43 protein-coding genes are annotated in these 24,968 nt (G+C 43.2%); 41 read left to right on the plus strand and 2 right to left on the minus strand.

The window, feature by feature from the left end:
- Positions 1 to 446: 446 nt before the first annotated feature.
- The 39 genes from rpsJ (at position 447) to LCL89_RS16325 (ending at position 21,939) form a co-directional block, all read left to right on the plus strand.
- Positions 447 to 755 carry a 30S ribosomal protein S10 gene (rpsJ, locus tag LCL89_RS16135; RefSeq protein ID WP_035511694.1) on the plus strand — a complete coding sequence of 103 codons (309 nt, stop codon included), beginning with the start codon at positions 447 to 449 and terminating at the stop codon, positions 753 to 755.
- Positions 756 to 786: 31 nt separating this feature from the next.
- On the plus strand, positions 787 to 1,422 hold the full coding sequence (gene rplC / locus LCL89_RS16140) for a 50S ribosomal protein L3 (RefSeq protein ID WP_197318414.1): 636 nt from the start codon (positions 787 to 789) through the stop codon (positions 1,420 to 1,422).
- A gap of 22 nt (positions 1,423 to 1,444) precedes the next feature.
- Complete coding sequence (rplD, locus tag LCL89_RS16145; protein WP_197318415.1) at positions 1,445 to 2,068, plus strand: 50S ribosomal protein L4; 624 nt, start codon at positions 1,445 to 1,447, stop codon at positions 2,066 to 2,068.
- Complete coding sequence (gene rplW, locus LCL89_RS16150) at positions 2,068 to 2,355, plus strand: 50S ribosomal protein L23 (protein WP_197318416.1); 288 nt, start codon at positions 2,068 to 2,070, stop codon at positions 2,353 to 2,355. The genes rplD and rplW overlap by 1 nt, the downstream gene beginning before the upstream one ends.
- Before the next feature lie 34 nt (positions 2,356 to 2,389).
- On the plus strand, positions 2,390 to 3,223 hold the full coding sequence (gene rplB, locus LCL89_RS16155) for a 50S ribosomal protein L2 (RefSeq protein ID WP_224810921.1): 834 nt from the start codon (positions 2,390 to 2,392) through the stop codon (positions 3,221 to 3,223).
- Positions 3,224 to 3,280: 57 nt separating this feature from the next.
- Positions 3,281 to 3,559 (plus strand): 30S ribosomal protein S19, encoded by a 279-nt coding sequence (rpsS, locus tag LCL89_RS16160; RefSeq protein WP_197318418.1) that lies wholly within the window; start codon positions 3,281 to 3,283, stop codon positions 3,557 to 3,559.
- 19 nt (positions 3,560 to 3,578) lie between these two features.
- A complete protein-coding gene (rplV, locus tag LCL89_RS16165) occupies positions 3,579 to 3,920 on the plus strand; it encodes a 50S ribosomal protein L22 (protein WP_197318419.1) in 342 nt (113 codons plus the stop codon).
- A gap of 3 nt (positions 3,921 to 3,923) precedes the next feature.
- Complete coding sequence (gene rpsC, locus LCL89_RS16170) at positions 3,924 to 4,565, plus strand: 30S ribosomal protein S3 (protein WP_197318420.1); 642 nt, start codon at positions 3,924 to 3,926, stop codon at positions 4,563 to 4,565.
- A gap of 18 nt (positions 4,566 to 4,583) precedes the next feature.
- The gene (gene rplP / locus LCL89_RS16175) at positions 4,584 to 5,018 is read left to right on the plus strand and encodes a 50S ribosomal protein L16 (protein ID WP_027953416.1); all 435 of its coding nucleotides are present in this window, start codon (positions 4,584 to 4,586) and stop codon (positions 5,016 to 5,018) included.
- Entirely contained in the window at positions 5,008 to 5,208 is a 201-nt protein-coding gene (gene rpmC, locus LCL89_RS16180; RefSeq protein ID WP_027953415.1) for a 50S ribosomal protein L29, read from the plus strand. The genes rplP and rpmC overlap by 11 nt, the downstream gene beginning before the upstream one ends.
- A 24-nt stretch (positions 5,209 to 5,232) precedes the next feature.
- Positions 5,233 to 5,496: a 30S ribosomal protein S17 gene (gene rpsQ / locus LCL89_RS16185; protein WP_008636053.1), complete on the plus strand. Its 264-nt coding sequence runs from the start codon at positions 5,233 to 5,235 to the stop codon at positions 5,494 to 5,496.
- Positions 5,497 to 5,538: 42 nt separating this feature from the next.
- On the plus strand, positions 5,539 to 5,907 hold the full coding sequence (gene rplN / locus LCL89_RS16190) for a 50S ribosomal protein L14 (protein ID WP_035511677.1): 369 nt from the start codon (positions 5,539 to 5,541) through the stop codon (positions 5,905 to 5,907).
- Positions 5,908 to 5,946: 39 nt separating this feature from the next.
- Positions 5,947 to 6,258, plus strand: a complete 312-nt coding sequence (gene rplX / locus LCL89_RS16195; RefSeq protein ID WP_197318421.1) for a 50S ribosomal protein L24 — start codon at positions 5,947 to 5,949, stop codon at positions 6,256 to 6,258.
- Between the two features lie 26 nt (positions 6,259 to 6,284).
- A complete protein-coding gene (gene rplE / locus LCL89_RS16200) occupies positions 6,285 to 6,824 on the plus strand; it encodes a 50S ribosomal protein L5 (protein WP_197318422.1) in 540 nt (179 codons plus the stop codon).
- A 26-nt stretch (positions 6,825 to 6,850) separates the two neighbouring features.
- Complete coding sequence (locus LCL89_RS16205; RefSeq protein WP_008592548.1) at positions 6,851 to 7,036, plus strand: type Z 30S ribosomal protein S14; 186 nt, start codon at positions 6,851 to 6,853, stop codon at positions 7,034 to 7,036.
- Positions 7,037 to 7,066: 30 nt separating this feature from the next.
- Entirely contained in the window at positions 7,067 to 7,465 is a 399-nt protein-coding gene (rpsH, locus tag LCL89_RS16210; protein WP_197318423.1) for a 30S ribosomal protein S8, read from the plus strand.
- 31 nt (positions 7,466 to 7,496) lie between these two features.
- Positions 7,497 to 8,033 carry a 50S ribosomal protein L6 gene (rplF, locus tag LCL89_RS16215; protein WP_197318424.1) on the plus strand — a complete coding sequence of 179 codons (537 nt, stop codon included), beginning with the start codon at positions 7,497 to 7,499 and terminating at the stop codon, positions 8,031 to 8,033.
- Between the two features lie 35 nt (positions 8,034 to 8,068).
- Positions 8,069 to 8,431, plus strand: a complete 363-nt coding sequence (gene rplR, locus LCL89_RS16220; protein WP_197318425.1) for a 50S ribosomal protein L18 — start codon at positions 8,069 to 8,071, stop codon at positions 8,429 to 8,431.
- Between the two features lie 20 nt (positions 8,432 to 8,451).
- Positions 8,452 to 8,949 (plus strand): 30S ribosomal protein S5, encoded by a 498-nt coding sequence (gene rpsE / locus LCL89_RS16225; protein WP_197318426.1) that lies wholly within the window; start codon positions 8,452 to 8,454, stop codon positions 8,947 to 8,949.
- 18 nt (positions 8,950 to 8,967) lie between these two features.
- Positions 8,968 to 9,150, plus strand: a complete 183-nt coding sequence (gene rpmD, locus LCL89_RS16230; RefSeq protein ID WP_035543766.1) for a 50S ribosomal protein L30 — start codon at positions 8,968 to 8,970, stop codon at positions 9,148 to 9,150.
- Positions 9,151 to 9,180: 30 nt separating this feature from the next.
- Positions 9,181 to 9,621, plus strand: coding sequence for a 50S ribosomal protein L15 (gene rplO, locus LCL89_RS16235; protein ID WP_197318427.1), 441 nt, complete (start codon positions 9,181 to 9,183; stop codon positions 9,619 to 9,621).
- Positions 9,621 to 10,910 carry a preprotein translocase subunit SecY gene (gene secY, locus LCL89_RS16240; RefSeq protein WP_197318428.1) on the plus strand — a complete coding sequence of 430 codons (1,290 nt, stop codon included), beginning with the start codon at positions 9,621 to 9,623 and terminating at the stop codon, positions 10,908 to 10,910. The genes rplO and secY overlap by 1 nt, the downstream gene beginning before the upstream one ends.
- A gap of 42 nt (positions 10,911 to 10,952) precedes the next feature.
- Positions 10,953 to 11,606 carry an adenylate kinase gene (locus LCL89_RS16245; protein ID WP_224810922.1) on the plus strand — a complete coding sequence of 218 codons (654 nt, stop codon included), beginning with the start codon at positions 10,953 to 10,955 and terminating at the stop codon, positions 11,604 to 11,606.
- On the plus strand, positions 11,603 to 12,349 hold the full coding sequence (gene map, locus LCL89_RS16250) for a type I methionyl aminopeptidase (protein WP_197318430.1): 747 nt from the start codon (positions 11,603 to 11,605) through the stop codon (positions 12,347 to 12,349). Before LCL89_RS16245 ends, map begins: the two co-directional genes overlap by 4 nt.
- 16 nt (positions 12,350 to 12,365) lie before the next feature.
- Positions 12,366 to 12,701, plus strand: a complete 336-nt coding sequence (locus LCL89_RS16255; protein ID WP_197318431.1) for a KOW domain-containing RNA-binding protein — start codon at positions 12,366 to 12,368, stop codon at positions 12,699 to 12,701.
- On the plus strand, positions 12,679 to 12,897 hold the full coding sequence (gene infA, locus LCL89_RS16260; protein ID WP_027953399.1) for a translation initiation factor IF-1: 219 nt from the start codon (positions 12,679 to 12,681) through the stop codon (positions 12,895 to 12,897). The genes LCL89_RS16255 and infA overlap by 23 nt, the downstream gene beginning before the upstream one ends.
- 28 nt (positions 12,898 to 12,925) lie before the next feature.
- Positions 12,926 to 13,039 (plus strand): 50S ribosomal protein L36, encoded by a 114-nt coding sequence (gene rpmJ / locus LCL89_RS16265; protein WP_002509257.1) that lies wholly within the window; start codon positions 12,926 to 12,928, stop codon positions 13,037 to 13,039.
- A 23-nt stretch (positions 13,040 to 13,062) separates the two neighbouring features.
- Entirely contained in the window at positions 13,063 to 13,428 is a 366-nt protein-coding gene (rpsM, locus tag LCL89_RS16270; RefSeq protein WP_197318432.1) for a 30S ribosomal protein S13, read from the plus strand.
- Between the two features lie 29 nt (positions 13,429 to 13,457).
- Positions 13,458 to 13,853: a 30S ribosomal protein S11 gene (rpsK, locus tag LCL89_RS16275; protein WP_197318433.1), complete on the plus strand. Its 396-nt coding sequence runs from the start codon at positions 13,458 to 13,460 to the stop codon at positions 13,851 to 13,853.
- A 155-nt stretch (positions 13,854 to 14,008) separates the two neighbouring features.
- Positions 14,009 to 14,953 carry a DNA-directed RNA polymerase subunit alpha gene (locus LCL89_RS16280; RefSeq protein ID WP_197318434.1) on the plus strand — a complete coding sequence of 315 codons (945 nt, stop codon included), beginning with the start codon at positions 14,009 to 14,011 and terminating at the stop codon, positions 14,951 to 14,953.
- A 45-nt stretch (positions 14,954 to 14,998) separates the two neighbouring features.
- Complete coding sequence (gene rplQ / locus LCL89_RS16285) at positions 14,999 to 15,358, plus strand: 50S ribosomal protein L17 (protein WP_197318435.1); 360 nt, start codon at positions 14,999 to 15,001, stop codon at positions 15,356 to 15,358.
- A gap of 252 nt (positions 15,359 to 15,610) precedes the next feature.
- Positions 15,611 to 16,450 carry an energy-coupling factor ABC transporter ATP-binding protein gene (locus LCL89_RS16290; protein ID WP_224810923.1) on the plus strand — a complete coding sequence of 280 codons (840 nt, stop codon included), beginning with the start codon at positions 15,611 to 15,613 and terminating at the stop codon, positions 16,448 to 16,450.
- On the plus strand, positions 16,426 to 17,298 hold the full coding sequence (locus LCL89_RS16295) for an energy-coupling factor ABC transporter ATP-binding protein (RefSeq protein ID WP_224810924.1): 873 nt from the start codon (positions 16,426 to 16,428) through the stop codon (positions 17,296 to 17,298). Before LCL89_RS16290 ends, LCL89_RS16295 begins: the two co-directional genes overlap by 25 nt.
- Positions 17,291 to 18,088, plus strand: coding sequence for an energy-coupling factor transporter transmembrane component T family protein (locus LCL89_RS16300; protein ID WP_197318438.1), 798 nt, complete (start codon positions 17,291 to 17,293; stop codon positions 18,086 to 18,088). Before LCL89_RS16295 ends, LCL89_RS16300 begins: the two co-directional genes overlap by 8 nt.
- A gap of 15 nt (positions 18,089 to 18,103) precedes the next feature.
- Positions 18,104 to 18,850: a tRNA pseudouridine(38-40) synthase TruA gene (gene truA / locus LCL89_RS16305; protein ID WP_224810925.1), complete on the plus strand. Its 747-nt coding sequence runs from the start codon at positions 18,104 to 18,106 to the stop codon at positions 18,848 to 18,850.
- A gap of 186 nt (positions 18,851 to 19,036) precedes the next feature.
- Positions 19,037 to 19,474, plus strand: coding sequence for a 50S ribosomal protein L13 (rplM, locus tag LCL89_RS16310; RefSeq protein ID WP_197318440.1), 438 nt, complete (start codon positions 19,037 to 19,039; stop codon positions 19,472 to 19,474).
- Between the two features lie 19 nt (positions 19,475 to 19,493).
- Positions 19,494 to 19,886 (plus strand): 30S ribosomal protein S9, encoded by a 393-nt coding sequence (gene rpsI / locus LCL89_RS16315; RefSeq protein WP_197318441.1) that lies wholly within the window; start codon positions 19,494 to 19,496, stop codon positions 19,884 to 19,886.
- 191 nt (positions 19,887 to 20,077) lie between these two features.
- Entirely contained in the window at positions 20,078 to 20,806 is a 729-nt protein-coding gene (cwlD, locus tag LCL89_RS16320) for an N-acetylmuramoyl-L-alanine amidase CwlD (RefSeq protein WP_224810926.1), read from the plus strand.
- A gap of 80 nt (positions 20,807 to 20,886) precedes the next feature.
- On the plus strand, positions 20,887 to 21,939 hold the full coding sequence (locus LCL89_RS16325; protein WP_224810927.1) for an Mrp/NBP35 family ATP-binding protein: 1,053 nt from the start codon (positions 20,887 to 20,889) through the stop codon (positions 21,937 to 21,939).
- Positions 21,940 to 21,981: 42 nt separating this feature from the next.
- Here LCL89_RS16325 and gerD read toward each other — a convergent pair whose 3' ends face one another.
- Entirely contained in the window at positions 21,982 to 22,629 is a 648-nt protein-coding gene (gene gerD / locus LCL89_RS16330) for a spore germination lipoprotein GerD (RefSeq protein ID WP_197318444.1), read from the minus strand.
- A gap of 133 nt (positions 22,630 to 22,762) precedes the next feature.
- Here gerD and LCL89_RS16335 point away from each other — a divergent pair, with 133 nt between their 5' ends.
- On the plus strand, positions 22,763 to 23,362 hold the full coding sequence (locus LCL89_RS16335) for a KinB-signaling pathway activation protein (RefSeq protein ID WP_224810928.1): 600 nt from the start codon (positions 22,763 to 22,765) through the stop codon (positions 23,360 to 23,362).
- Positions 23,363 to 23,407: 45 nt separating this feature from the next.
- Here the strand turns inward: LCL89_RS16335 and pdaB are convergent, their stop codons facing one another.
- Complete coding sequence (gene pdaB, locus LCL89_RS16340; RefSeq protein WP_224810929.1) at positions 23,408 to 24,178, minus strand: polysaccharide deacetylase family sporulation protein PdaB; 771 nt, start codon at positions 24,176 to 24,178, stop codon at positions 23,408 to 23,410.
- Positions 24,179 to 24,287: 109 nt separating this feature from the next.
- Between pdaB and LCL89_RS16345 the strand changes: the two genes are divergently transcribed.
- Positions 24,288 to 24,509 carry a hypothetical protein gene (locus LCL89_RS16345; RefSeq protein ID WP_224810930.1) on the plus strand — a complete coding sequence of 74 codons (222 nt, stop codon included), beginning with the start codon at positions 24,288 to 24,290 and terminating at the stop codon, positions 24,507 to 24,509.
- Positions 24,510 to 24,968: the final 459 nt, after the last annotated feature.

Here is a 24,968-nt window from a genome sequence, read left to right on the forward strand (position 1 = left end):
AAGAAGAGGGAGGGAATTGGCGGGTGTGAAGGGATTTACTTATTCATAAGGTCTAGTGTGACCAAAAGCAAGCATACGAACGCCGGTAATATGACGATCCATTAAATTCCCATATTAGCTGTTGAATAAAAAGCTATGATTTGTTTTAATGGTTATGGCTTGGGAAAAGCGACGGTTTAATAATAGAAAAAACAAATATTACCTCATAAATGCTTGAAATTAGACGTGATCGTTAGTATAATATTTTGAGGTGTTCATAAAACAATATTTTATGGATTTATCCTTGCAATGACCGCATTTCTTCTATATAATGAGTAATGTTGGTCATAAAAGGCGATGAAGCGAAAGGTTGTTGACACACCCGGCCCCTTTGCCATGGCTAGTGAGTCAGGTTTTTTTCGCGGAGAATGTCTATTTATAAAATGGGCGAAGAAGGAGGGAAAATAATGGCAAAAGAAAAAATTCGTATTCGTTTAAAGGCGTATGATCACAGAGTACTGGATCAGTCCGCTGAGAAAATTGTAGACACAGCGAAGCGCTCCGGAGCTAACGTATCAGGTCCGATCCCGCTTCCGACTGAACGTTCTGTTTACACAGTACTTCGTGCAACTCACAAGTATAAAGATGCTCGTGAGCAATTCGAAATGCGCACACACAAACGTCTTATCGACATCGTTAATCCAACACCACAGACTGTTGATTCATTAATGCGTTTGGATCTACCATCTGGTGTGGATATCGAAATCAAACTATAAAATATTTGTACAATAATAGGAGGTGTAACGGATGACGAAAGGAATCTTAGGACGCAAAGTCGGCATGACTCAAATCTTCTCTGAAGATGGCGAGTTGATCCCAGTAACGGTTGTTCAAGCTGAACCAAACGTTGTTCTTCAGAAGAAGACAGCAGAAAACGACGGCTATGAAGCAATCCAACTAGGTTTTGCTGATGAAAAGTCAAACCGTTTGAAAAAGGCAGCTCAAGGTCACGCTGATAAAGCAAACACAACACCTAAGCGCTACGTTCGTGAATTCCGTAATACAAACCTTGATGACTATGAACTTGGTCAAGAGGTTAAAGTAGATATTTTCGAAGCTGGTGAAGCAATCGACGTTACAGGAACTTCTAAGGGTAAAGGTTTCCAGGGTGCAATCAAGCGCCATAACCAATCAACTGGACCAAAAACTCACGGTTCCCGCTACCACCGTCGTTCCGGTTCTATGGGACAAGGTGCTGACCCATCTAAAGTCTTCAAAGGTAAAAACCTTGCAGGACAAATGGGTGGCGAAACAGTAACGCTTCAAAACCTTGAAGTAGTAAAAGTGGACGCTGAGCGTAACTTGCTACTAGTAAAAGGTAACGTACCAGGTGCGAAAAAATCGTACGTTAAAATCACGAGTGCAATCAAGGCTAGCAAATAATTAAAGGAAGGGAGGATATGTCATGCCTAAAGTAGCACTACTAAACCAAGGCGGCTCTAATGTTGGAGAAATCGAACTGAATGACGCTGTTTTTGGTATTGAACCTAATACTCACGTATTACATGAAACTGTGTTGATGCAACGCGCGAATCTTCGCCAAGGCACACACAAAGTCAAAGGACGTTCTGAAGTTAGTGGCGGTGGACGTAAGCCATGGCGCCAAAAAGGTACAGGCCGTGCACGTCAAGGCTCCATCCGTTCACCTCAATGGGTAGGCGGTGGAACTGTATTCGGTCCTACACCACGCAGCTACAGCTACACAATGCCAAGAAAGGTACGTCGTCTAGCACTACAGTCAGCTTATTCTTCTAAAGTGAAAGAAGACAACGTCGTTGTTGTTGAGAGCCTATCTCTAGATGCTCCAAAAACAAAAGAGGTTGTAAGCATGCTTAACGCGCTTGACGTCAACCAAAAAGCATTGATCGTTACAGCAGAGAAAGATGAAAACGTAACTCTTTCTTCTAACAACATCCCTACAGTTAAAGCACTTTCTGTAGATGAAGTAAGTGTGTTAGATTTGCTAACGCATGACAAGCTGATCCTGACGAAGGAAGCAGCTGAAAAAGCAGGGGAGGTGCTCTCATAATGAAAGAACCACGCGATATTATCAAGCGCCCTGTCATTACTGAACATTCTGCTGATCTTATGGGAGAAAAGAAATATACGTTTGAAGTTAGCCCTAAAGCTAACAAAACTGAAATCAAAGATGCAGTTGAAGAAATCTTTGGTGTTAGTGTTGAATCTGTAAACACTATGAACCTTAAAGGTAAATTCAAGCGTATGGGTCGTCACGGCGGCTACCGTTCTGATCGTAAGAAAGCAATCGTTAAGTTGACTGCTGACAGTGAAGAACTAGAATTCTTCGAAGTATAAACTATAAATCTAACTCAAAAAGGAGGGAAAAAAGATGGCGATTAAAAAGTTCCGACCAATTACAAACGGTCGCAGACACATGACAGTATCTGATTTCTCTGAGATCACTACTGATAAACCTGAACGCTCCCTTGTCACTCCACTTCACAAGCGTGGTGGACGTAACAACCAAGGTAAGCTGACAGTTCGTCATCAAGGCGGAGGTCACAAGCGTCAATACCGTATCATCGACTTTAAGCGTGATAAAGATGGAATACCTGGACGCGTTGCTACGATCGAATACGATCCGAACCGCTCCGCTAACATTGCACTAATCAACTATGTTGATGGTGAAAAACGTTACATCCTGGCTCCAAAAGGAGTGAAGGTTGGCACAGAAATCATTTCTGGTGAAGGTGCAGATATCAAACCTGGTAACGCACTTCAGCTGAAAAACATTCCAGTTGGTACAATCGTACACAACGTAGAACTTAAACCTGGACGCGGTGGACAGCTTGTACGTTCTGCAGGCGCATCTGCTCAAATCCTAGGTCGTGAAGAAAAATACACTCTAGTACGTCTGACTTCTGGTGAAGTTCGTCTGGTACTAAGCACTTGCCGTGCTACAATCGGTCAAGTTGGTAACCTTGAGCACGAACTAATCAGCGTTGGTAAAGCTGGACGTTCTCGTTGGAAAGGTAAGCGCCCAACAGTACGTGGTTCCGTAATGAACCCTAGCGATCACCCTCACGGTGGTGGTGAAGGACGTGCACCAATCGGTATGCCTTCTCCAGTATCTCCATGGGGTAAACCAACACTTGGATACAAGACAAGAAAACGCAACAAGCCGTCTGATAAATATATCGTACGTCGACGCGGTAAAAAATAACGGGATTGTCGGGCGGGCGATAACACCCGTCTCTCAATCACGAAGGGAGGTTTATTCATGGGCCGCAGCCTGAAAAAAGGACCTTTTATAGATGATCATTTAATGAAAAAAGTTGAGAAGTTGAACGAAGACAATAAACACCAAGTGGTGAAGACATGGTCTCGTCGTTCTACAATCTTCCCAAACTTTGTGGGACACACAATTGCCGTTTATGACGGTCGTAAACATGTACCAGTTTATGTGACAGAAGACATGGTAGGTCACAAACTAGGTGAATTCGCGCCAACCCGTACGTTCAAGGGACACTCTGGCGATGATAAGAAAACAAAACGCTAAGTAGAGAGGAGGCACTCTAATGCAAGCTAAAGCAGTTGCTAAAACCGTTCGTATCGCTCCTCGTAAAGCTCGTCTAGTTATTGATTTAATTCGAGGAAAAGAAGTAGGTGAAGCGCTAGCGACACTTCGTTTGAAAAACCGTGGCGCATCTCCTGTAGTAGAAAAAGTATTGAACTCTGCGATCGCTAACGCAGAACACAATTATGAAATGGACCCGGAAAATCTATATATTTCCGAAGCGTTTGTTAACGAAGGAGTAACGTTGAAACGTTTCCGCCCTCGTGCAATGGGCCGCGCAAGCCAAATCAACAAACGCACTAGCCACATCACAGTGGTTGTATCAGAAAAAAAGGAGGGATAATCAGTGGGTCAAAAAATTAATCCGGTAGGTCTTCGTATTGGCGTCATCCGCGATTGGGAATCCAAGTGGTACGCTGGTAAAGACTACGCAGACTTGTTACATGAAGACATCAAAATTCGTGAATACGTTGAAAATCGTCTAAAAGATGCTGCGCTATCTACAGTTGAGATCGAACGTGCGGCTAACCGTGTAAACATCACTGTACACACGGCTAAACCAGGAATGGTTATCGGTAAAGGCGGTTCTGAAGTTGAAGCACTTCGTAAAGCGCTCAACGAACTAACTGGCAAACGCGTTCACATCAACATCGTTGAAGTGAAAAAGCCTGATTTGGATGCTACTCTTGTAGCTGACAACATTGCACGTCAACTGGAAAACCGCGTATCTTTCCGTCGTGCACAAAAACAAACAATTCAACGCGCTATGCGTGCAGGAGCTAAAGGTATTCGTACCCAAGTATCTGGTCGTCTAGGTGGCGCAGATATCGCTCGTGCTGAATATTACAGTGAAGGAACAGTACCACTACACACACTTCGTGCAGACATCGATTACGGAACTGCAGAAGCTGACACAACTTACGGTAAGCTTGGTGTCAAAGTGTGGATCTATCGTGGAGAAGTCCTTCCAACTAAAACAGATAAGTAAGGAAGGGGGAAAAGCATTATGTTAATGCCAAAACGTGTTAAGTATCGTCGTCAACACCGCACAAGCTTAAAAGGCCGCGCTAAAGGCGGAACTGAAGTAGCTTTCGGTGAGTATGGTTTGCAAGCAATTGACCCAGCATGGATTACAGCCCGTCAGATTGAGGCAGCGCGTATCGCGATGACTCGTTATATGAAACGTGGCGGTAAAGTCTGGATTAAAATCTTCCCTGATAAGCCTTATACTGCTAAGCCCCTAGAAGTACGTATGGGTTCCGGTAAAGGTGCTCCAGAAGGTTTCGTAGCTGTTGTGAAACCAGGGAAAATCATGTTCGAGATCGCAGGTGTATCTGAAGAGGTGGCTCGCGAAGCATTGCGCCTTGCTTCACACAAACTGCCGATCCGTACTAAATTCGTAAAACGTGAAGAAATTGGTGGTGAAATCAATGAAGGCTAATGAGATCCGTGAATTAACCACTGCCGAAATTGAACAAAAAGTTAAGTCTCTTAAAGAAGAACTTTTCAACCTACGCTTCCAACTGGCAACAGGTCAACTTGAGAACACTGCACGTATCCGTCAAGTTCGCAAGTCTATCGCACGTATGAAAACTGTTGCTCGTGAACGTGAGCTAGGCGTAAACAATTAATAGATGAGAGGAGGTCACCCTCACATGACTGAACGTAATAATCGTAAGGTGTATACTGGACGTGTCGTATCTGACAAAATGGATAAGACGATTACAGTTTTAGTAGAAACTTATAAGTTCCACAAACTTTATGGAAAACGTGTTAAGTATTCCAAGAAGTTGAAAGCACATGACGAGAACAACCAAGCGAAAAATGGAGACATCGTTCGCATCATGGAAACTCGTCCACTATCAGCATCCAAGCGTTTCCGTTTGCTAGATGTTGTTGAAGAATCAGTTATTATCTAATTATAGATCGCTCGGATTCATTCCGAAGGGAGGTTACATGGTATGATTCAACAGGAATCTCGTCTGAAAGTTGCAGATAACTCAGGTGCTCGTGAAATCCAAACGATTAAAGTATTGGGTGGATCAGGCCGTAAGACCGCAAACATCGGTGATATCATCACTGCTACCGTGAAACAAGCAACACCAGGGGGCGTTGTTAAAAAAGGTGAGGTAGTAAAAGCGGTTATCGTACGTTCTAAGAGTGGAGTGCGCCGTAAAGATGGTTCTTACATCCGTTTTGATGAAAACGCAGCAGTAATCGTGCGTGATGACAAAGGGCCACGCGGTACTCGTATCTTCGGACCGGTAGCTCGTGAACTTCGTGATGCTAAATTCATGAAGATCGTATCTCTAGCTCCAGAAGTACTTTAAAGAATAGACGAAATGCCTTGTTAAGGAGGTGCGCGAAGCATGCACGTAAAAAAAGGTGACAAAGTAATGGTTATTACTGGTAAGGACAAAGGCAAGCAAGGAACGATCCTTGAAGCTTATCCGAAAAAAGAACGTGTTCTTGTTGAAGGTGTTAACGAAGTGAAAAAACACGCGAAGCCTTCTCAAGAAAACCCACAAGGTGGAATCCTGACACAGGAAGCACCGATCCACGTTTCCAACGTAATGCCAATTGACCCTAAATCCGGGGAACCAACTCGTGTTGGATATAAAGTTGAAAACGGTAAGAAAGTTCGTATCGCGAAAAAATCTGGTGAAGCATTAGATAAATAACCCAGTTATGAAAGGAGGGCCACACGATGAACGAACTAAAGAAACAATATAAAGATGAAATTGTTCCATCTCTGATGAACAAATTTAACTACGATTCAATCATGCAAGCACCAAAGGTTGAAAAGATCGTTATCAACATGGGTGTCGGTGATGCTGTACAAAACGCGAAAGCGTTGGACACTGCAGTAGAAGAATTGACTCAAATCACTGGTCAAAAACCAGTTATCACTAAAGCGAAGAAATCAATTGCAGGTTTCCGTCTACGTGAAGGCATGCCAATCGGTGCGAAGGTAACTCTTCGTGGAGAGCGCATGTACGAATTCTTCCAAAAGCTTATTCACGTATCTCTTCCACGTGTGCGTGACTTCCGTGGAATCTCTAAGAAAGCTTTTGACGGTCGTGGAAACTATACACTTGGTGTTAAAGAACAATTGATTTTCCCAGAAATTAATTACGATAAAGTAGATAAAGTACGAGGCATGGACATCGTAGTTGTCACAACTGCTGACTCTGATGAAGAAGCCCGTGAACTATTAGCTCAATTCGGTATGCCGTTCCAAAAATAACGAGCTAACCATAAGGAGGGAAAATTGTGGCTAAAAAATCAATGGTAGCGAAGCAACAGCGCAAACAAAAGTTCCAAGTACGTGAATATACGCGCTGCGAACGCTGCGGACGTCCTCACTCCGTATTGCGTAAATTCAAGCTTTGCCGTATTTGTTTCCGTGAACTTGCATATAAAGGACAAATCCCTGGTGTCAAAAAAGCCAGCTGGTAAACCCGAAACAGGGAAGGAGGTAAATGAGTTATGACAATGACAGATCCAATTGCAGATATGCTGACGCGTATTCGTAACGCTAACATGGTGCGTCACGAGAAGCTTGAACTTCCAGCTTCCAACGTAAAAAAAGAAATCGCTGATATCCTTAAACGTGAAGGTTTTGTACGTGATTACGAATTTGTTGAAGACAACAAACAAGGTGTTCTTCGCATTTTCCTTAAGTACGGTCAAAACAACGAGCGTGTAATTACTGGTGTTAAGCGTATCAGTAAGCCAGGACTACGTGTTTACGCGAAAGCCGAAGAACTTCCAAAAGTTCTTAACGGACTTGGTGTAGCCGTCGTTTCTACTTCAAAAGGTCTACTAACAGATAAAGAAGCTCGTGAACAAGCCATCGGTGGCGAAGTTCTAGCTTACGTCTGGTAATCAAAACAGATAAGTCAGGAGGTGCAAAATTATGTCTCGCGTAGGTTTAAAATCTTTAGAAATCCCTGAGGGTGTAGAAATCAAACAAGATAACAATACTATCACGGTTAAAGGTCCTAAAGGTGAATTGACTCGTACGTTCCACCCGGACATTACAGTATCAATTGAAGATAACGTTCTTACTGTATCCCGTCCGAGCGATCACAAAGACCACCGTGCACTTCACGGTACTACACGCAGCCTGATCGCTAACATGGTTGAAGGTGTATCTAAAGGCTTCGAAAAAAGCCTTGAAATCATCGGAGTAGGTTACCGTGCTCAGAAACAGGGCGAAACAGTTGTAATCAACGCTGGTTACTCTCACCCTGTAGAGGTTGAAAAACGTGAAGGTATCGAAATCGATGTCCCTGCCAACACCAAATTGACGGTTAAAGGAATCGACAAAGAACTAGTTGGAGCTGTTGCGGCGAAGATTCGTGCAATCCGTCCTCCAGAGCCTTATAAAGGTAAAGGAATTCGTTTCGAAGGCGAACGTGTACGCAGAAAAGAAGGTAAGACAGCTAAATAAGGTTCTAAGGTAATGTAAAGAAAGGAGTGACCCAGATGATCACGAAGGCAGATAAAAATGTCGTGCGTAAAAAACGTCATGCACGCGTTCGTAAAAATGTATTCGGTACAGCTGAACGCCCACGTTTGAACGTATATCGCTCTAATAATCACATTTACGCTCAACTAATCAACGATGAAGACCAAGTAACTGTAGCGAGCGCTTCCACTGTAGATAAAGAGTTCAACCAAGATGCTACAGGAAACGTAGAAGCTGCTCAGAAAGTCGGCGAAATGGTTGCAAAACGCGCGCAAGACAACGGCTATAAAGTAGTTGTTTTCGACCGCGGAGGTTACTTGTACCATGGACGTGTTAAAGCACTAGCAGATGCGGCACGTGAAGCCGGACTAGAATTTTAATAGTTAAAGGAGGGACATAAATGGTTACAAACATCGACCCTAACAAATTAGATCTTGAAGAACGCGTAGTAACGATCAATCGTGTAGCGAAAGTAGTAAAAGGTGGTCGCCGCTTCCGTTTTGCTGCACTAGTTGTAGTTGGAGATAAAAATGGTCATGTCGGCTTCGGTACAGGGAAAGCCCAAGAAGTACCAGAAGCTATCAAAAAGGCTATTGATGACGCTAAGAAAAACTTAATCACAGTACCAATTAAAGATACGACGATTCCACACGAAATCACAGGACGTTTTGGTGCAGGTAACATTCTTATGAAACCAGCAGCAGAAGGTACTGGAGTTATCGCTGGTGGTCCTGTACGTGCGGTCCTTGAGCTTGCAGGTGTCAACGACATCCTATCTAAGTCTCTTGGTTCTAACACACCAATCAACATGGTGCGTGCTACAATCACTGGTCTTAGCGAGCTTAAGCGCGCAGAAGACGTTGCTCGACTTCGTGGGAAATCCGTAGAAGAACTGTAGGATAAGGAGGGAAATACAATGGCTAAAAAGTTAGAAATTACCCTCACGCGCAGTGTTATCGGTAGACCGCAGGATCAACGTTCTACTGTCAAGGCGCTAGGTCTGAATAAGATTCGTCAAACTGTCGTTCTTGAAGATAACCCGGCGATCCGAGGTATGGCTAATAAGGTATCTCACCTTGTATCGGTTAAAGAAGTATAATTAAAAGATAACAATTAAGGAGGTGCTCGCATGAAACTGCATGAACTAAAACCAGCTAAAGGTTCCCGTAAAGAACGCAACCGTGTAGGTCGCGGAATGGCTTCTGGTAATGGTAAAACTTCTGGTCGCGGTCACAAAGGTCAAGGACAGCGTTCTGGAAGTAAGACTCGCCCAGGTTTCGAAGGTGGTCAAATGCCACTATTCCAACGCCTGCCGAAGCGTGGTTTCACTAACGTTCACCGTAAGGAATTTGCGATTATCAACCTTGATGCTCTAAATCGTTTCGATGAGGGGACAGAGGTTACACCTGAGCTACTACTTGAAACTGGTGTGGTAAGCAACCAAAAATCCGGAATCAAAGTACTAGCTAAAGGATCAATCGAGAAAAAGCTTACAGTGAAAGCTCACAAGTTCTCTGCTTCAGCGAAAGAAGCAATTGAAGCAGCGGGCGGTCAAACTGAGGTGATTTAATGTTCCGGACAATCTCCAATTTTATGCGCGTGGGTGATATTCGACGGAAAATCGTCTTCACTCTGTTGATGCTTATCGTTTTCCGTATCGGAACATTCATCCCAGTTCCATTTACAAACAGAGATGCAATTAATTTTATGGATGAACAGAATGCGTTCGGGTTTCTGAACACATTCGGAGGCGGGGCATTACAGAACTTCTCCATCTTTGCGATGGGAATCATGCCCTACATTACTGCCTCCATCATAATGCAGTTATTGCAGATGGATGTAGTTCCAAAGTTTGCGGAATGGAAAAAGCAAGGTGAAGTGGGCCGTCGAAAATTAGCTCAGTTTACCCGCTATGGAACGATTGTTCTAGCTTTCATACAAGCTATCGGAATGTCTATCGGCTTTAACGCTCTGGCCGGCGGTCAATTGATTGCTGATCCTGGAGTTGCAAAGTTTCTAGTCATTGCTCTTGTATTGACAGGTGGAACAGCTTTCCTAATGTGGCTTGGTGAGCAAATCACCGCACACGGCGTTGGAAATGGAATTTCCATTTTAATCTTCGCCGGAATCGTAGCTGCAATCCCAACCGGTGTTAACCAGTTGTATGATCAGTACATCTCCGGTGCAGGAGAAGAATTGTTCATCAATTTAGTTATCATCGCATTGATTGCTGTAGTCATCGTGGCGGTTGTAGTGGGTGTTATCTTCATCCAGCAAGCCCTGCGTAAGATTCCGATTCAATATGCGAAACGATTGGTCAATCGTTCGCCTGTAGGTGGGCACTCAACTCACTTACCATTAAAAGTGAATGCTGCAGGAGTTATTCCAGTCATCTTTGCGATATCATTCATTATCGCTCCAAGAACTGTAGCTGGATTCTTCGACAACGAAGTTGCTTCTGTCATTCAATATATCTTTGATTATCAAAATTGGCCTGGAATGATCATCTATGTTGCGTTGATTATTGCCTTCACTTATTTCTATACATTTGTTCAAGTAAACCCTGAACAAATGGCAGAAAACCTTAAGAAGCAAGGCGGGTATATCCCGGGGATCCGTCCTGGTGCGAATACTGAAACGTATTTGACACGCGTGATGTACCGATTGACTTTCGTAGGATCGATCTTCCTTGCAGCTGTATCCATCCTGCCGATTATTTTAGGTTCCTTGGCACAATTGCCTCCAACCGTACAAATCGGTGGTACAAGCTTGCTCATCGTAGTCGGGGTAGCCCTTGAAATGATGAAACAGCTTGAAAGCCAGCTTGTAAAGCGCCACTATCAAGGTTTTATCAAATAGTTAGTTTGAAAACTAATGAACTATGAGAGCGAGGGGAAGACGTTGAATTTAATTCTGATGGGTCTTCCTGGTGCCGGCAAAGGCACTCAGGCAGAGAAGATAGTCGAAAAATATGACATCCCTCATATCTCAACTGGAGATATGTTCCGTTTAGCTATCAAAGAAGGAACAGAACTTGGTAAAGAAGCTAAATCATATATGGACAAAGGTGAATTGGTTCCGGATGAAGTTACAATCGGAATCGTTCGCGAACGTCTAAGCAAGCCGGATGCTCAAAGCGGTTTTCTGCTGGATGGCTTTCCTAGAACGATTGCTCAAGCAGATGCCCTGGAGAATCTACTTGAAGATATGAACGATTCTATCGATCACGTTCTTCATATTGATGTTCCAAAAGACCAACTCATCGAGCGTCTGACTGGACGCCGCATCTGCCCAACATGCGGAGCGACTTATCATGTTTCATTCAACCCTCCTAAAGAAGCAGGGAAGTGTGATCATGACGGCTCTGAGTTGATTCAACGTGAAGACGATCAGCCAGATACCGTTAAAAAGCGCCTTGAGGTGAATGTTGAGCAAACTCAACCGCTTCTAGACTTCTATCGCGATAAAGGGTACTTGGTTTCATTTGAAGGTGACAGAGATATCAATGATGTATTCCTAGATATCGATGCAAAACTTGGAGAATTAGCTAAATGATTATTTGTAAGACTCCACGGGAATTAGATATTATGCGTGAAGCAGGCAAAATCGTTGCCTTAACGCACCAAGAGTTGGAACGTCACATCCGCCCGGGTATAACGACCGGGGAATTGGATAAGATTGCTGATAGGTTCATACGCAGCAAGGATGCAATCCCATCTTTTAAAGGTTATAATGGATTTCGTGGTAGTATTTGCACATCAGTTAATGAAGAGCTCGTCCATGGGCTCCCAGGTGACCGTCTCTTAAAAGATGGAGACATCATCAGTATCGATGTAGGTGCGAAATATCAAGGATATCATGGTGACTCGGCTTGGACGTATCCGGTCGGCACCGTTGATGAAAGCACAATGGAGTTGCTGAAAGTTACTGAAACAGCGTTGTTCAAAGGACTTGATGAAGCAAAACCAGGTGTACGCCTTTCAAATATATCTCATGCCATCCAAACCTACGCAGAGTCGGAAGGCTTTTCGATTGTGCGTGAGTATGTAGGGCATGGTGTCGGGCAGGATCTTCATGAGGATCCACAAATCCCTCATTATGGTCCACCTAACAAAGGTCCTCGTCTAAAACCAGGAATGGTACTGGCTATTGAGCCGATGGTCAATGCAGGTTCTCGATATGTGAAGACACTTGGCGACCGCTGGACAGTAGTCACAAAAGACGGCAAAATGTGTGCTCATTTTGAACACACGATCGCGATTACGGAAGAGGGTTACGAAATATTAACAAAATCCTAAATGAAGGTGATCGTTTTTGAACGAATCTGAGTCGAGTCCGCGAATAGGTCAAGTTGTTCGTATTGTGCAGGGGCGAGAGGCAGGACAGTACGCGGTTGTTATCGGTGTACTTGATGGCCGCTTTGTGCTGCTTGCTGACGGAGAGAAACGTAAGTATGATCGACCGAAGAAAAAGAATATGCAACATATTGAGCTTATGGATTTCATCTCTCCGGAAGTCCAGAACAGCCTTCTAGAAACGGGTCGCGTCACAAACGGCAAGCTCCGATTTGCTGTGTCTAAGTATGTCAATGAACTAGTGACTGATTTGAAGAAGGGAGATCAACTCGATGGCGAAAGACGATGTAATTGAAGTAGAAGGGACCGTCGTTGAAACCTTACCGAACGCACAGTTCAAGGTAGAACTCGAGAACGGTCATACCGTTTTAGCTCACGTCTCAGGAAAAATTCGTATGCACTTCATCCGAATCTTGCCTGGAGATAAAGTAACGGTAGAACTTTCCCCTTATGATTTGACTAAAGGACGTATTACGTACCGATATAAATAAAACTCCGATATTAAAGGAGGTATGGATGATGAAGGTAAGGCCTTCTGTAAAACCAATTTGCGAAAAATGCAAAGTCATCAAACGTAAAGGTAAAGTCATGGTAATCTGTGAAAACCCTAAGCATAAACAAAAACAAGGTTAATTTGAAGGAGGTGCACGTCGCACATGGCACGTATATCAGGTGTAGATATTCCTCGCGATAAGCGCGTTGCTGTATCATTAACTTATATCTATGGTGTTGGTAAATCCCTAGCTAAAGAAGTTCTAGCAGAAGCTGGCGTTTCTGAAGACACTCGTGTACGCGATCTTACAGAAGACGAACTTGGTAAGATCCGTCAAGTCTTGGAACAACACAACGTAGAAGGTGATCTTCGCCGTGAGAACTCTCTAAACGTTAAACGTTTGATCGAAATCGGTTCTTACCGTGGTATTCGTCACCGTCGCGGACTTCCAGTTCGTGGTCAGAAAACGAAAAACAACTCTCGTACACGTAAAGGCCCACGTCGTACAGTGGCTAACAAGCGTAAATAATCGAGTAACAAAGGAGGTAAGCTAACTATATGGCACGTAAAGGAAATACTCGTAGTCGTAAACGTCGCGTGAAAAAGAATATAGAGACGGGTGTCGCTCACATTCGTTCTACATTCAACAACACAATCGTAACGATCACTGATGTTCAAGGTAACGTAATCGCTTGGAGCAGTGCTGGTGCTTTAGGCTTCAAAGGCTCCCGTAAATCCACTCCATTCGCTGCTCAAATGGCTTCTGAAGCTGCAGCGAAAGATGCTATGGATAACGGCATGAAAACTCTTGAAGTTACAGTTAAAGGCCCTGGTGCTGGTCGTGAAGCAGCAATCCGTTCCCTACAAGCAGCTGGTCTAGAAATCACGGCAATCCGTGACGTAACTCCAGTACCACACAATGGTTGCCGTCCACCAAAACGTCGTCGCGTATAATTGCTCTGAATAGAATTTGTCACCCTGTCTATAATGGGTTATGATAGCTTTTTAGCAGCACCGCATTAGACAGAGAATATAAGCAGACCTGAGGAATTTCGGTTAGACCTTTTGTCTAACCGGGGTTTCGACGTTTTGAAGGAGGGTTTTGTGTAATGATCGAAATTGAAAAGCCAAAAATTGAAACGGTTGAGATCAGTGATGAGTCCACTTTTGGTAAGTTCGTCGTAGAACCGCTTGAACGTGGGTATGGGACAACTCTAGGTAACTCCTTGCGTCGTATCCTATTATCCTCACTTCCTGGCGCTGCTGTAACATCAGTTCAAATTGACGGGGTACTCCATGAGTTCTCAACCATCGATGGAGTCGTCGAGGACGTGACAACTGTCATCCTTAACTTGAAGAAACTAGCTTTGAAGGTTTATTCCGACGAAGAAAAGACTTTAGAAATTGATGTTCAGGGTGAAGGAAATGTAACAGCTGCTGATATTACGCACGACAGTGATGTAGAGATTCTGAACCCGGATCTTCATATTGCTACGCTGGACAGCACAGCTAGTCTGCGCATGCGTATTACAGCAGAAAGAGGACGAGGATATCGTCCAGCAGAAGGAAATAACCACGAAGATTTACCAATTGGCGTTATTCCAGTTGACTCAATCTTTACACCTGTATCAAGGGTGACGTACCAAGTAGAAAATACGAGAATCGGTCAAACCTCGAACTTCGATAAACTGACGTTGGACGTATGGACTGACGGAAGCATTCGTCCAGAAGAGGCGATTTCTCTTGGGGCTAAAATCTATATGGAACACCTCAACATCTTTGTCGGCATGACAGATGAAGCTCAAAAAGCTGAGATCATGGTCGAGAAGGAAGAGGACCAAAAAGAGAAAGTTCTAGAGATGACGATCGAAGAGCTTGACCTTTCTGTTCGTTCTTATAATTGCTTGAAGCGTGCTGGTATCAATACCGTACAAGAACTTGCGAATAAATCAGAAGAAGATATGATGAAGGTCCGTAACCTTGGTCGCAAGTCACTTGAAGAAGTGAAGCATAAGTTGGATGAACTGGGATTAGGCTTGAGAAAAGACGATTAATCGATAGACTACAACAAGGAATTTCCGATAAGGGAGGGAATATCTATGGCTAGAAAACTAGGACGTACAACAGATCAGCGCATGGCTCTACTTCGTAACCTAGCGACTGACTTGATCATCCACGAACGTTTGGAAACAACAGAAGCTAAAGCGAAAGAGCTTCGCTCTGTAGTAGAAAAAATGATTACACTAGGTAAACGCGGCGATCTACATGCCCGTCGTCAAGCTGAATCATTCCTTTACAAAGCTGACGCTGATGAAGAAGGAGAGCAGACAGCTCTACAGAAGCTATTCTCTGACATCGGCCCACGCTACCAAGACCGTCAAGGTGGTTACACTCGTGTGCTTAAGCTAGGCGAGCGTAAAGGTGACGGAGCGAAAATGGCGATCATTGAATTAGTTTAATGGATACCATTAGTGTAAAAGGGCAGGATGAATCTCGTTTAGAGGTTGGATCCAGCCCTTTTTTTATTACCCGATCATACCGCGCAGGTTCTTAATGAAAGAGGACCTGGAGTTTGATCGGGGTGGTTCCTTTTCGTTCTATTCTTACCATAGCCCGTTTAAGTAAGATTATGTAACAAACATGCATTCATTTATCGGGAAAATATTGTCGTATTTCCTGGGAAATAGTCAGTTGAGCAGAGGAGGAAGAGTATGGACCAGAGTCAGATTGAGTTTAGAAATGTTTCATTTCGGTATCAAGAAGATATGCCATGGGTACTGAGAAATGTAAGCTTCACCATAGGAGCTGACGAATGGGTAGCCATCATCGGACATAATGGATCGGGGAAATCAACGATCGCTAAACTGATGAATGGATTACTGTTTCCTCAGGAAGGAAAAATATTGGTTGATGGGGAAGAAGTGACCCAGGATACGCTTTGGGAGATAAGGAAGCGAGTAGGAATGGTGTTTCAAAATCCCGATAACCAATTTGTAGGGACAACAGTCAGGGATGACGTCGCTTTTGGCATGGAAAACCACGGTATGCCCCGTGAAGTGATGATAAAGCGGATCAAAGAAAGTTTGAATGCTGTCGGTATGACCGAATTTGAACGTCATGAGCCACACCGGTTATCAGGTGGGCAGAAACAACGTGTTGCGATTGCTAGTGTGCTTGCCGTTTCCCCCCGTTATATTATCCTTGATGAGGCCACTGCGATGCTTGATCCAAAAGGCCGGAAAGAAATTTTGAAAACGATTCGAACCGTGCAGGAAGAGAGAGAACTCTCTCTCATCACAATCACGCACGACCTCCAGGAAGTGACCCAGGCTGAACGAGTCATCGTCATGAATGGAGGGGAAGTTTGGATGGAAAGCACGCCCCGGGACATTTTTTCAAAAAAAGATTCATTAATTGAAATTGGCTTAGATACTCCTTTTGTCAGCAAGCTGGCAGATCATATGAAAGATGCTGGACTTGAGCTTTCCCGCGAGCCATTAAATCACCAGGAGTTGTTGGAGGAATTATGGACATCACGTTCGATCAAGTGAGTTACATTTACCAACCAAATAGTCCGTTTGAATACCGGGCACTTAAAGATTTGTCATTTTCCATTCCATCAGGATCGTTTGTAGCGGTCATCGGCCACACAGGATCAGGAAAGTCCACTTTGATTCAACACTTGAATGGGTTATTAAAGCCTACAAAAGGGACCGTTACTCTGGGTGAGTACCAATTGAAGGCAAAAGAGAAGAATAAAGAACTGCGGGAATTACGCGAGAAAGTTGGAGTCGTGTTCCAATACCCTGAACACCAATTGTTTGAGGAAACGGTCGCGAAAGACATAGCGTTCGGACCTCGGAATTTCGGTGTGAATGAAGGGGAAATTGACCGCAGGGTAAATGAAGCAATACAAGCCACTCATTTGGACGAAGAATTACTGGAACGCTCACCATTTGATTTAAGCGGTGGACAAATGAGAAGAGTAGCGATTTCGGGGGTATTGGCAATGAACCCGGAAGTGCTTGTGCTGGATGAGCCGACTGCAGGATTAGATCCCCATGGCCAAAAGGAAATCATGGAGATGTTCTATGATCTCCATCAAAAAAAGAAGCTTACGACCGTGCTGGTCACTCACAGCATGGAAGATGCTCTTGCTTATGCAGATCAGGTCATCATTCTTAATAAAGGTGAAGTCTATATGCAAGGCTCACCATTAGAACTATTCAAAAAACAGAAAGCCTTGGAAGAAGTTCAGCTAGATGTACCTGAAGTGATTGAGTTCATTACAAAAGCCAATGAAAAACTGGGTGCGGATATCGAATATACTGGACAAAGCATAGCAGACTTAGCAAAAGAAATGGCTGATTTCGTGAGAGGAGGCCGCGATCATGAGTAGTTCATTGATTATCGGTCAGTATGTCCCTGGAAATTCAGTTATTCACAGGATTGATCCCAGGTCGAAAATAGCCATCATATTCTTTTATGTCGTGATCGTATTTTTTGCTAACTCTGTTATGAGCTATGGTGTGCTGGCGTTATTCGCAATCGGCGCATCATTGATTTCAAAAGTACCCTTTCCTTATTTAATGAAAGGGTTGAAGCCCGTATGGTTTTTAGTTTTATTTACATTCATCCTTCATTTGATTGTGACGAAGCAAGGGGATGTTCTTATCAGCATATTGGGGTGGGAAATCTATCGTGAAGGGGTCGTCCAGGGTGCGGCAATTTCACTCAGGTTTTTCCTTTTAATCCTTGTGACCTCCCTTTTAACATTGACGACTACCCCCATCGAGATCACAGATGCCATTGAAGAACTGCTGGGACCATTAAAGAAGGTCCGTTTTCCGGTTCATGAGCTGGCATTGATGATGTCCATATCCCTGCGATTTATTCCGACATTGATGCAGGAGACGGAGAAGATTTCAAAAGCACAAGCATCCAGAGGCGTGGATTTCCGTACGGGAGCGTTCAAAGACCGCGTAAGGGCCGTAATCCCTTTATTGGTTCCACTGTTTGTAAGTGCGTTTAAACGGGCTGAGGACTTGGCAATGGCTATGGAAGCTCGTGGATACCAAGGCGGAGAAGGTCGCACGAAGCTCAGGGAACTTACCATCAGCAGGCGGGATATCGCTGCTTACATTGTTTTTGCAGGAATCGTTACAGCTCTTTTCCTAACGAGAAGCTGACGGGAGGATAAAAATATGGAACGTATGCGGTGCGTCATCCAATATGACGGCACGAAATATGCCGGTTACCAAATCCAGCCGAACGGAATTACCATACAAGAAGAACTTGAGAAGGCTCTTTCTAAAATGCATAAGGGGCAGAAAGTGAAAGTCACCGCATCAGGACGAACGGATTCCGGGGTGCATGCCATGGGGCAGGTCATCCATTTTGACTCTGACTTGACCATACCGTATCAGAACTGGAAACGGGCGTTAACCTCGTTACTGCCTGACGATATCCATATCTCTTCCGTAGAAGGGGTTTCTCGTGACTTCCATGCCCGTTATGATGCGAAGGGAAAAGAGTACCGGTATTTCGTCTGGAACGAAAGAGAACCGGATGTATTCAACCGCTATTATCGTTACCATGTAAAAGCGGATCTCGATATCGGCCGTATGAAAATCGCTTGCCGTTACCTTCTCGGGGAGCATGACTTCACTTCATTCTGTTCTCCTAAAACAGATATAAAGGGGAGTAAAGTCCGCACGATTCATGAGGCGTCTGTTGAAAAAGAAGGGTCTGAACTGGTTTTTACTTTCAATGGATCTGGATTCTTGTATAATATGGTTCGTATTCTCGTTGGCACATTACTGGAGATAGGCAGAAACGAAAGAGAACCGGATGATATTCTGAACATCCTGAAAGCCAAAAGCCGGGATGCAGCAGGCAAGACGGCACCTCCACAAGGGTTATTTCTATGGAGCGTATTTTATGAGGAATGATGGATTTCCTAATAAAATATAAAAAACAACGATTCCTGGTGTACATGCTCTTGACATGGGTGCTGAGAGTGTTATATTATATTCTATGGCATTTTATTTCTATACCACGATTAGCCCCGGAACTAATCGTATTGAGATAAATAAACGAAGTTTTGTGAAAATCAACTACTCAGGAGGGAAACTGACATGCGCACAACTTTCATGGCGAATGAAAACAACGTGGATCGTAAATGGTATGTTGTCGATGCTGCAGGACAGACACTTGGTCGTCTAGCAAGTGAAGTTGCTACGATCCTACGCGGCAAAAACAAACCAACGTATACACCACATGTTGACACTGGTGATCACGTAATCATCATCAATGCAGGTGAAATCGAACTTACAGGTAACAAAATCAACGATAAGATCTATTATCGTCACACAAATCACCCAGGTGGTTTGAAATCTCGTACCGCTAACGAAATGCGTACGAAATACCCAGAGCAAATGCTTGAACTTGCTGTAAAAGGTATGCTTCCAAAAGGAAGTCTTGGTCGTAAGATGGGCAAAAAACTTCATGTTTACGCTGGACCTGAACACAAGCATGAAGCACAACAACCAGAAGTTTACGAACTTCGCGGATAATAAAAGGAGGTAATCAAGAGTGGCACAAGTACAATACATTGGTACTGGACGTCGTAAAAAATCTACTGCTCGTGTACGCCTAGTTCCTGGAACAGGCCGTGTAGTAGTGAACAAACGTGATGCTGAAGATTTCTTCCCATATGAAACTCTTCGCATGATTCTGAAGCAGCCTCTAGCTGTAACAGAAACAGAAGGCAACTATGATGTTTACGTAAACGTAAACGGTGGAGGATTTACTGGACAAGCGGGTGCAATCCGTCACGGAATCGCTCGTGCGCTTCTAGAAGCAGATCCGGAATACCGCACACCACTTAAGCGTGCAGGTCTACTAACTCGTGACGCACGTATGAAAGAGCGTAAGAAATACGGTCTTAAAGGTGCACGTCGTGCTCCACAATTCTCCAAGCGTTAAGTTTTACTTCAACGTTACAAAGATCCCGACCTTTTCTGGTCGGGATTTTTTTATATGCTCTTCTAACTTTTGATCCCTTTTAATCACTTATGGGTGGGGGAAACTGATATTCAGATCTGCCAATTCGTCTCATATTTTATATTCTTGTCCCATATAAATGGGTGTAGGGAGTACAAGGGAGTGTGGGATGGATGATTCGTCAAATGAAGACATGGATATTTCTAATCGGCATCGTCATTCTTGTATGTTTGGTTTCCTACCCGATCCAAGAAGTGAAAGATGCATGGACAGTATGGTCATCGCCTTTATCTGGAAAAGTGATTGTTCTCGACCCGGGACATGGAGGACCGGATGGAGGAGCGGAAGGGGCGGATGGCACGCAGGAAAAAGAAATCACCCTGCAGATGTGTGAGTACTTGCGTGACTATCTCCAGGAAGCGGGAGCACTGGTTTATATGACGAGGTATGAAGATAAAGATCTTTCATCGGATAGCGCAGGAGGCTTGTCCGCTCGTAAATCAGAGGACATAAGAAACCGCGTCCGCTTTATTGAAGAAAAAGAAGCTGACTTTTATTTGAGTATCCATTTGAATGCCATTCCTTCTTCGAAGTGGAGGGGAGCCCAGACATTTTTCAACCCACAAAATGCAGAAAGTCAGCACTTGGCAAAATTCATCCAGGCAGAAATTAAAAGCAATTTGAATAACACAAGCCGTGAAGCTCTAGGTTTAACGAATATCTATATGCTCAAACACCCTGGTGCTCCGGGCGCTTTGGTTGAAGCAGGATTTTTATCGAACCCTGATGAAAGGGAGTTATTAAAAACCGAGGATTATCAAAGACAGATGGCAGCTTCGGTTTATCAAGGAATCTTACGATATGTAACGGAGCGGGAATATCCATCTGCAGATTCAAACTGATACAAGCAAAATGCTTAGAAAGCGTTTCATGTATGTTATACTAGGCATACTGAAAAAATTTCTAAGGATGGTGGAACGGTTTGTTAACAAAAGATCAAATACTTGAAATTCTTCATCCAATCGAAGATCCGTTTTTACATAAAACGCTCGAAGAAACCGGTGGGGTTGAAGAGATAAAGATTAAAGAAGAAAAAAATCATGTAAGTGTCAAACTACTGATAGGTAAAACAAATACAGCAGAACAGATGGAACTACAGCAAACGATTGTAAATGCGCTAAAAAGTGGAGGGGCAGCGACAGTAGGTCTTCGCTTTGACCAGCTTCCTGATGATGTGCTTCAAAAATTCCAATCTACAGCCGATCAGCAAAAAGAAGCGTCCTTGTTGAATGGGAACACAGGGACGAAATTCATATCTATCGCCAGTGGTAAAGGCGGTGTCGGTAAATCAACTGTTACCGTCAACCTTGCTGTGGCACTTAGCCGCTTAGGAAAAAAAGTCGGCATTATCGATGCTGATATTTATGGTTTCAGTGTTCCTGACATGATGGGCGTGGAAGAACGCCCAGTCGTGCGCGGGGAAAAAATCATTCCAGTTGAGCGGTTTGGAGTAAAAGTGGTTTCCATGGGCTTCTTTGTAGAAGATAACTCTCCGATCATTTGGCGTGGACCTATGCTTGGTAAAATGCTGACAAGTTTCTTCAAAGAGGTCGAGTGGGGAGACTTAGATTACTTACTCCTGGATTTACCACCAGGAACGGGTGACGTCGCATTGGATGTTCATTCCATGCTTCCGTCTTCTAAAGAAATCATCGTTACGACTCCACACCCTACCGCAGCTTTTGTTGCAGCTAGGGCTGGGCAGATGGCGTTGAAAACCGATCATGAAATCCTTGGCGTCGTAGAAAATATGGCGTATTTCGAAAGCAAAGAAACAGGAAATAAGGAATTCGTTTTTGGACGCGGCGGCGGTACGAAGCTTGCTGACCAGCTGCAAACTGGAGTGCTTGGACATATTCCATTGCAGCAGCCATATGAAGAAGAAGATGTGTTTGCACCTTCTGTCTACCAGGCTGATCACCCTACAGGCGTCATTTATCGAAATATTGCTGCGAAGGTCATTGATAAATATTAAAAAAAATCACGCTTCCCCTTTATCGGGGAGGGCGTGATTTTTTTATGAAGTTTGACCTTCTTCTTCTTCGCTTCCTCCATCGTTGGATTCGCTTTCCTGCTCTTTATCGCCTTGTTTCCCTTCGCCGGAAGATTTGCCACCCTCGCTTTTCATTTTTTCAGCAGCTTTCAACAGGGTCTCGCTCATCTTAGCTTGGAAAACTGGACTATTTATAGTTTCTTCAATGGTCTTTTCAAGATGTGCTCGGAATTTTTGACTTTGCATCACAGTGACCATCTGTTCCATCATTTCAGGGTTTTTGTAGATCTCGATCATCAGCTTTTGGTACTCTGAATCTTTCATCAACCCTTTAAGCAGTTCCTTTTGATCTTTTTCTAAGGTTTTGCTGAATCCTTGGACAAACTTAGGGTCAGAGAACAATTTACTCCAAAAGGCTTTTCCTTTTTCTGATATCAATGTTTCACTGACGGCCTGGGAGACAACTTCAGATTCCAAAGCCATGGACTGTTGCATTTTTTCATCAGAAAGAACTTCAGTCATCGCTTTTTTACCATCATCGGTTTTTAAAATATCTACAATCATTTTTTTAGTGGTATCATAGTCCGCCTGTTCGCTTCCTCCTGAACCGCCGCTACAAGCTGCCAAGAAAACCACAATAATGACGGGACATATGAATCGAAGTATGGACATGTTACATGTCCCCTTTCTTAAGTTCTCCGTAGGCTTACTATGTACGAATTGATAAAATTTATTCCGAATGAGGAAAAAATGCATCCTTCATGATAAAATACGATGGTGAAGTCTTGTATTAGGAGGAACATCTGTGAATAGTCGTAAATGGGTAAGGTTGTTTTTAACGACTTTACTAATAGGTGGTGTCATTACACTCATCTCAAGCTTTATTTTTAAACAAGATGCATACCTGGAAGTTCTGCAGCCTTTTCAGTTGTTTGAACTGGTCGGTTTGTTATTATTCTTTTCAGGGCTCGGGTTTATATTCAGCATAATCAGCCAAATGGGTTTTTTCGCATATTTGACAGTCAATCAATTCGGAAAATCAGTTTTCCGGTCATTTTGGGTGCCTGTTCAGTTATTTTTAGTCGCCTTCACACTGTTTGATTTAGTTTACTTCAGATATCAAGCAAGTGAAAACAGTACGGTCTGGCCGTTCTTGTGGACGGCGGTAGGCTTGTTTGCTCTATCGGCAATCATCGCTTATATAAAAGCAAAAGAAACAAAGTTCAACGCTTTCATACCTGCCTTGTTCTTCATGGTAGTGGTCACTACAGTGGAATGGGTACCAGCATTGAGAGCGCAGGGAAGTGATTACGTATGGTTGATGGTCATCCCTTTATTTATTTGTAACGCCTATCAATTACTGCTTTTACATCGTTTAACCAATCCAGGTAAAGAAACGGCATAAGTAAAAAGTAAGCCGCTGTGATTTTTACACAGCGGCTTACTTTTTTTAATTGACTTGGGAAGTTTTCGACTCACTTCCACTAACAAGTTCCGAGATACTGACGAGTTTCAGTCCTTTCTGTTTAAGAGCTGGTAAAATGACTTCCAGAGCTTTTGGAGTTTGTTTTACAGAATCTGAGGCGTGTAAAAGTACAATATCTCCTTTTGAAGTTTTATTAACAACTTGGTCGATAATACGGTTAGTACCTGGGTTTTCCCAATCTCGAGGATTAATACTCCATTGGACTGCTTGTAAACCTTCCTGGTCAATTCTCTTCAAAACATCTTTATCCATATGCCCGTGAGGTGGGCGGATCCACCGCACATTTTCGTACCCCAGCTTGTCGAATACCTTTTTTGCTTGTCTTATGTCAGCATTGATCTCCTCAGGTTTCAATTCCAAATAGCTCTCATATCCAAATCCCATCATCCCTATTTCATGTTCTGCCTTTTGGATTTTACTAAGTAGATCCGGATGTCGGTCTGCCCATTCCCCACTTACGAAAAAAGTAGCCTGTACTTTGTGAGCTTCAAGCATTTTTAATACTTCATTAACCTTATCGCTGCCCCAGCTGATATTGAAGGTGAGAGCTACGAGATCCTGTTTCTCATCTCCTTGAGTCAGGGCTCTTGGTTCCTCATCGTTAGAAAAGACTGGAAGTTGGCTCCATTGACCTACCCAAAGTAATAAAGCACAAAAAAGAGCTAATATAATAACTAGTCCATATCGTTTCAAGCGTTCAGCCTTCCATGTATAGAAAGTCACAGCTTTATCCATCTCCTTCCTTCCAATATGTTCTATACATATGAAATTTCGGACAACCTATGCTAAAAATACTGAAAATAGGGTAAAAATATAAAGAGTCGTTATCAGGGAGGTTCTCGAAATGCACGGAATAATAATTAATGAACAAGAAAGACGTGAAATAGAATACTTGCTGAAAAGGGAAATGGAAGAGATTACGTTTGACCTTGGTGACCATAGAATCGATCACGGTTTAAAAAATGCAATGGAAGAACGATATGAAGTTTTATTTCAGATATTCCGAAGGTTCGCAACACGTGAAGAGTGTCTTCAGTACATGCCTAGGAAGAAGAAACAAAATTGATGGTTTAATCATTAAAAGTAAATGAAAAGCACAGTGGTGGTCTTTTAGGGAAGTCCTTTGATTTCAAAGGGCTTTTCTATATGAATGAAAATATAAAAAAACACGAAAAGGTATTGCGTTTTATTTTTATTCTATGCTATATTATTAATCGTTGTCGGGAAAGGCAGACAAAAACACACAACAACAAACAGAGATACTTTCTCAAAAAAAGTTGTTGACAGCTTTCCTGTAACATGGTAAATTAATATTTGTCGCCAAAACGGCAGACAAAACATCATGAAAAAAGTTGTTGACAACAACAACACAACATGATAAACTGTTGGAGTCGCTGCTAAAGCGAAACAACATTTTGATCTTTGAAAACTGAACGAACCAACCAGTACGTCAAGATATTTCTTCTATTAAGAAGAAAACGAAACAAGCACATTCGGTGTGCAAATGAGCAAGACAAACTTTTTC

Source organism: Halobacillus yeomjeoni (genome assembly GCF_020171525.1).
GTDB lineage: Bacteria > Bacillota > Bacilli > Bacillales > Halobacillaceae > Halobacillus > Halobacillus yeomjeoni.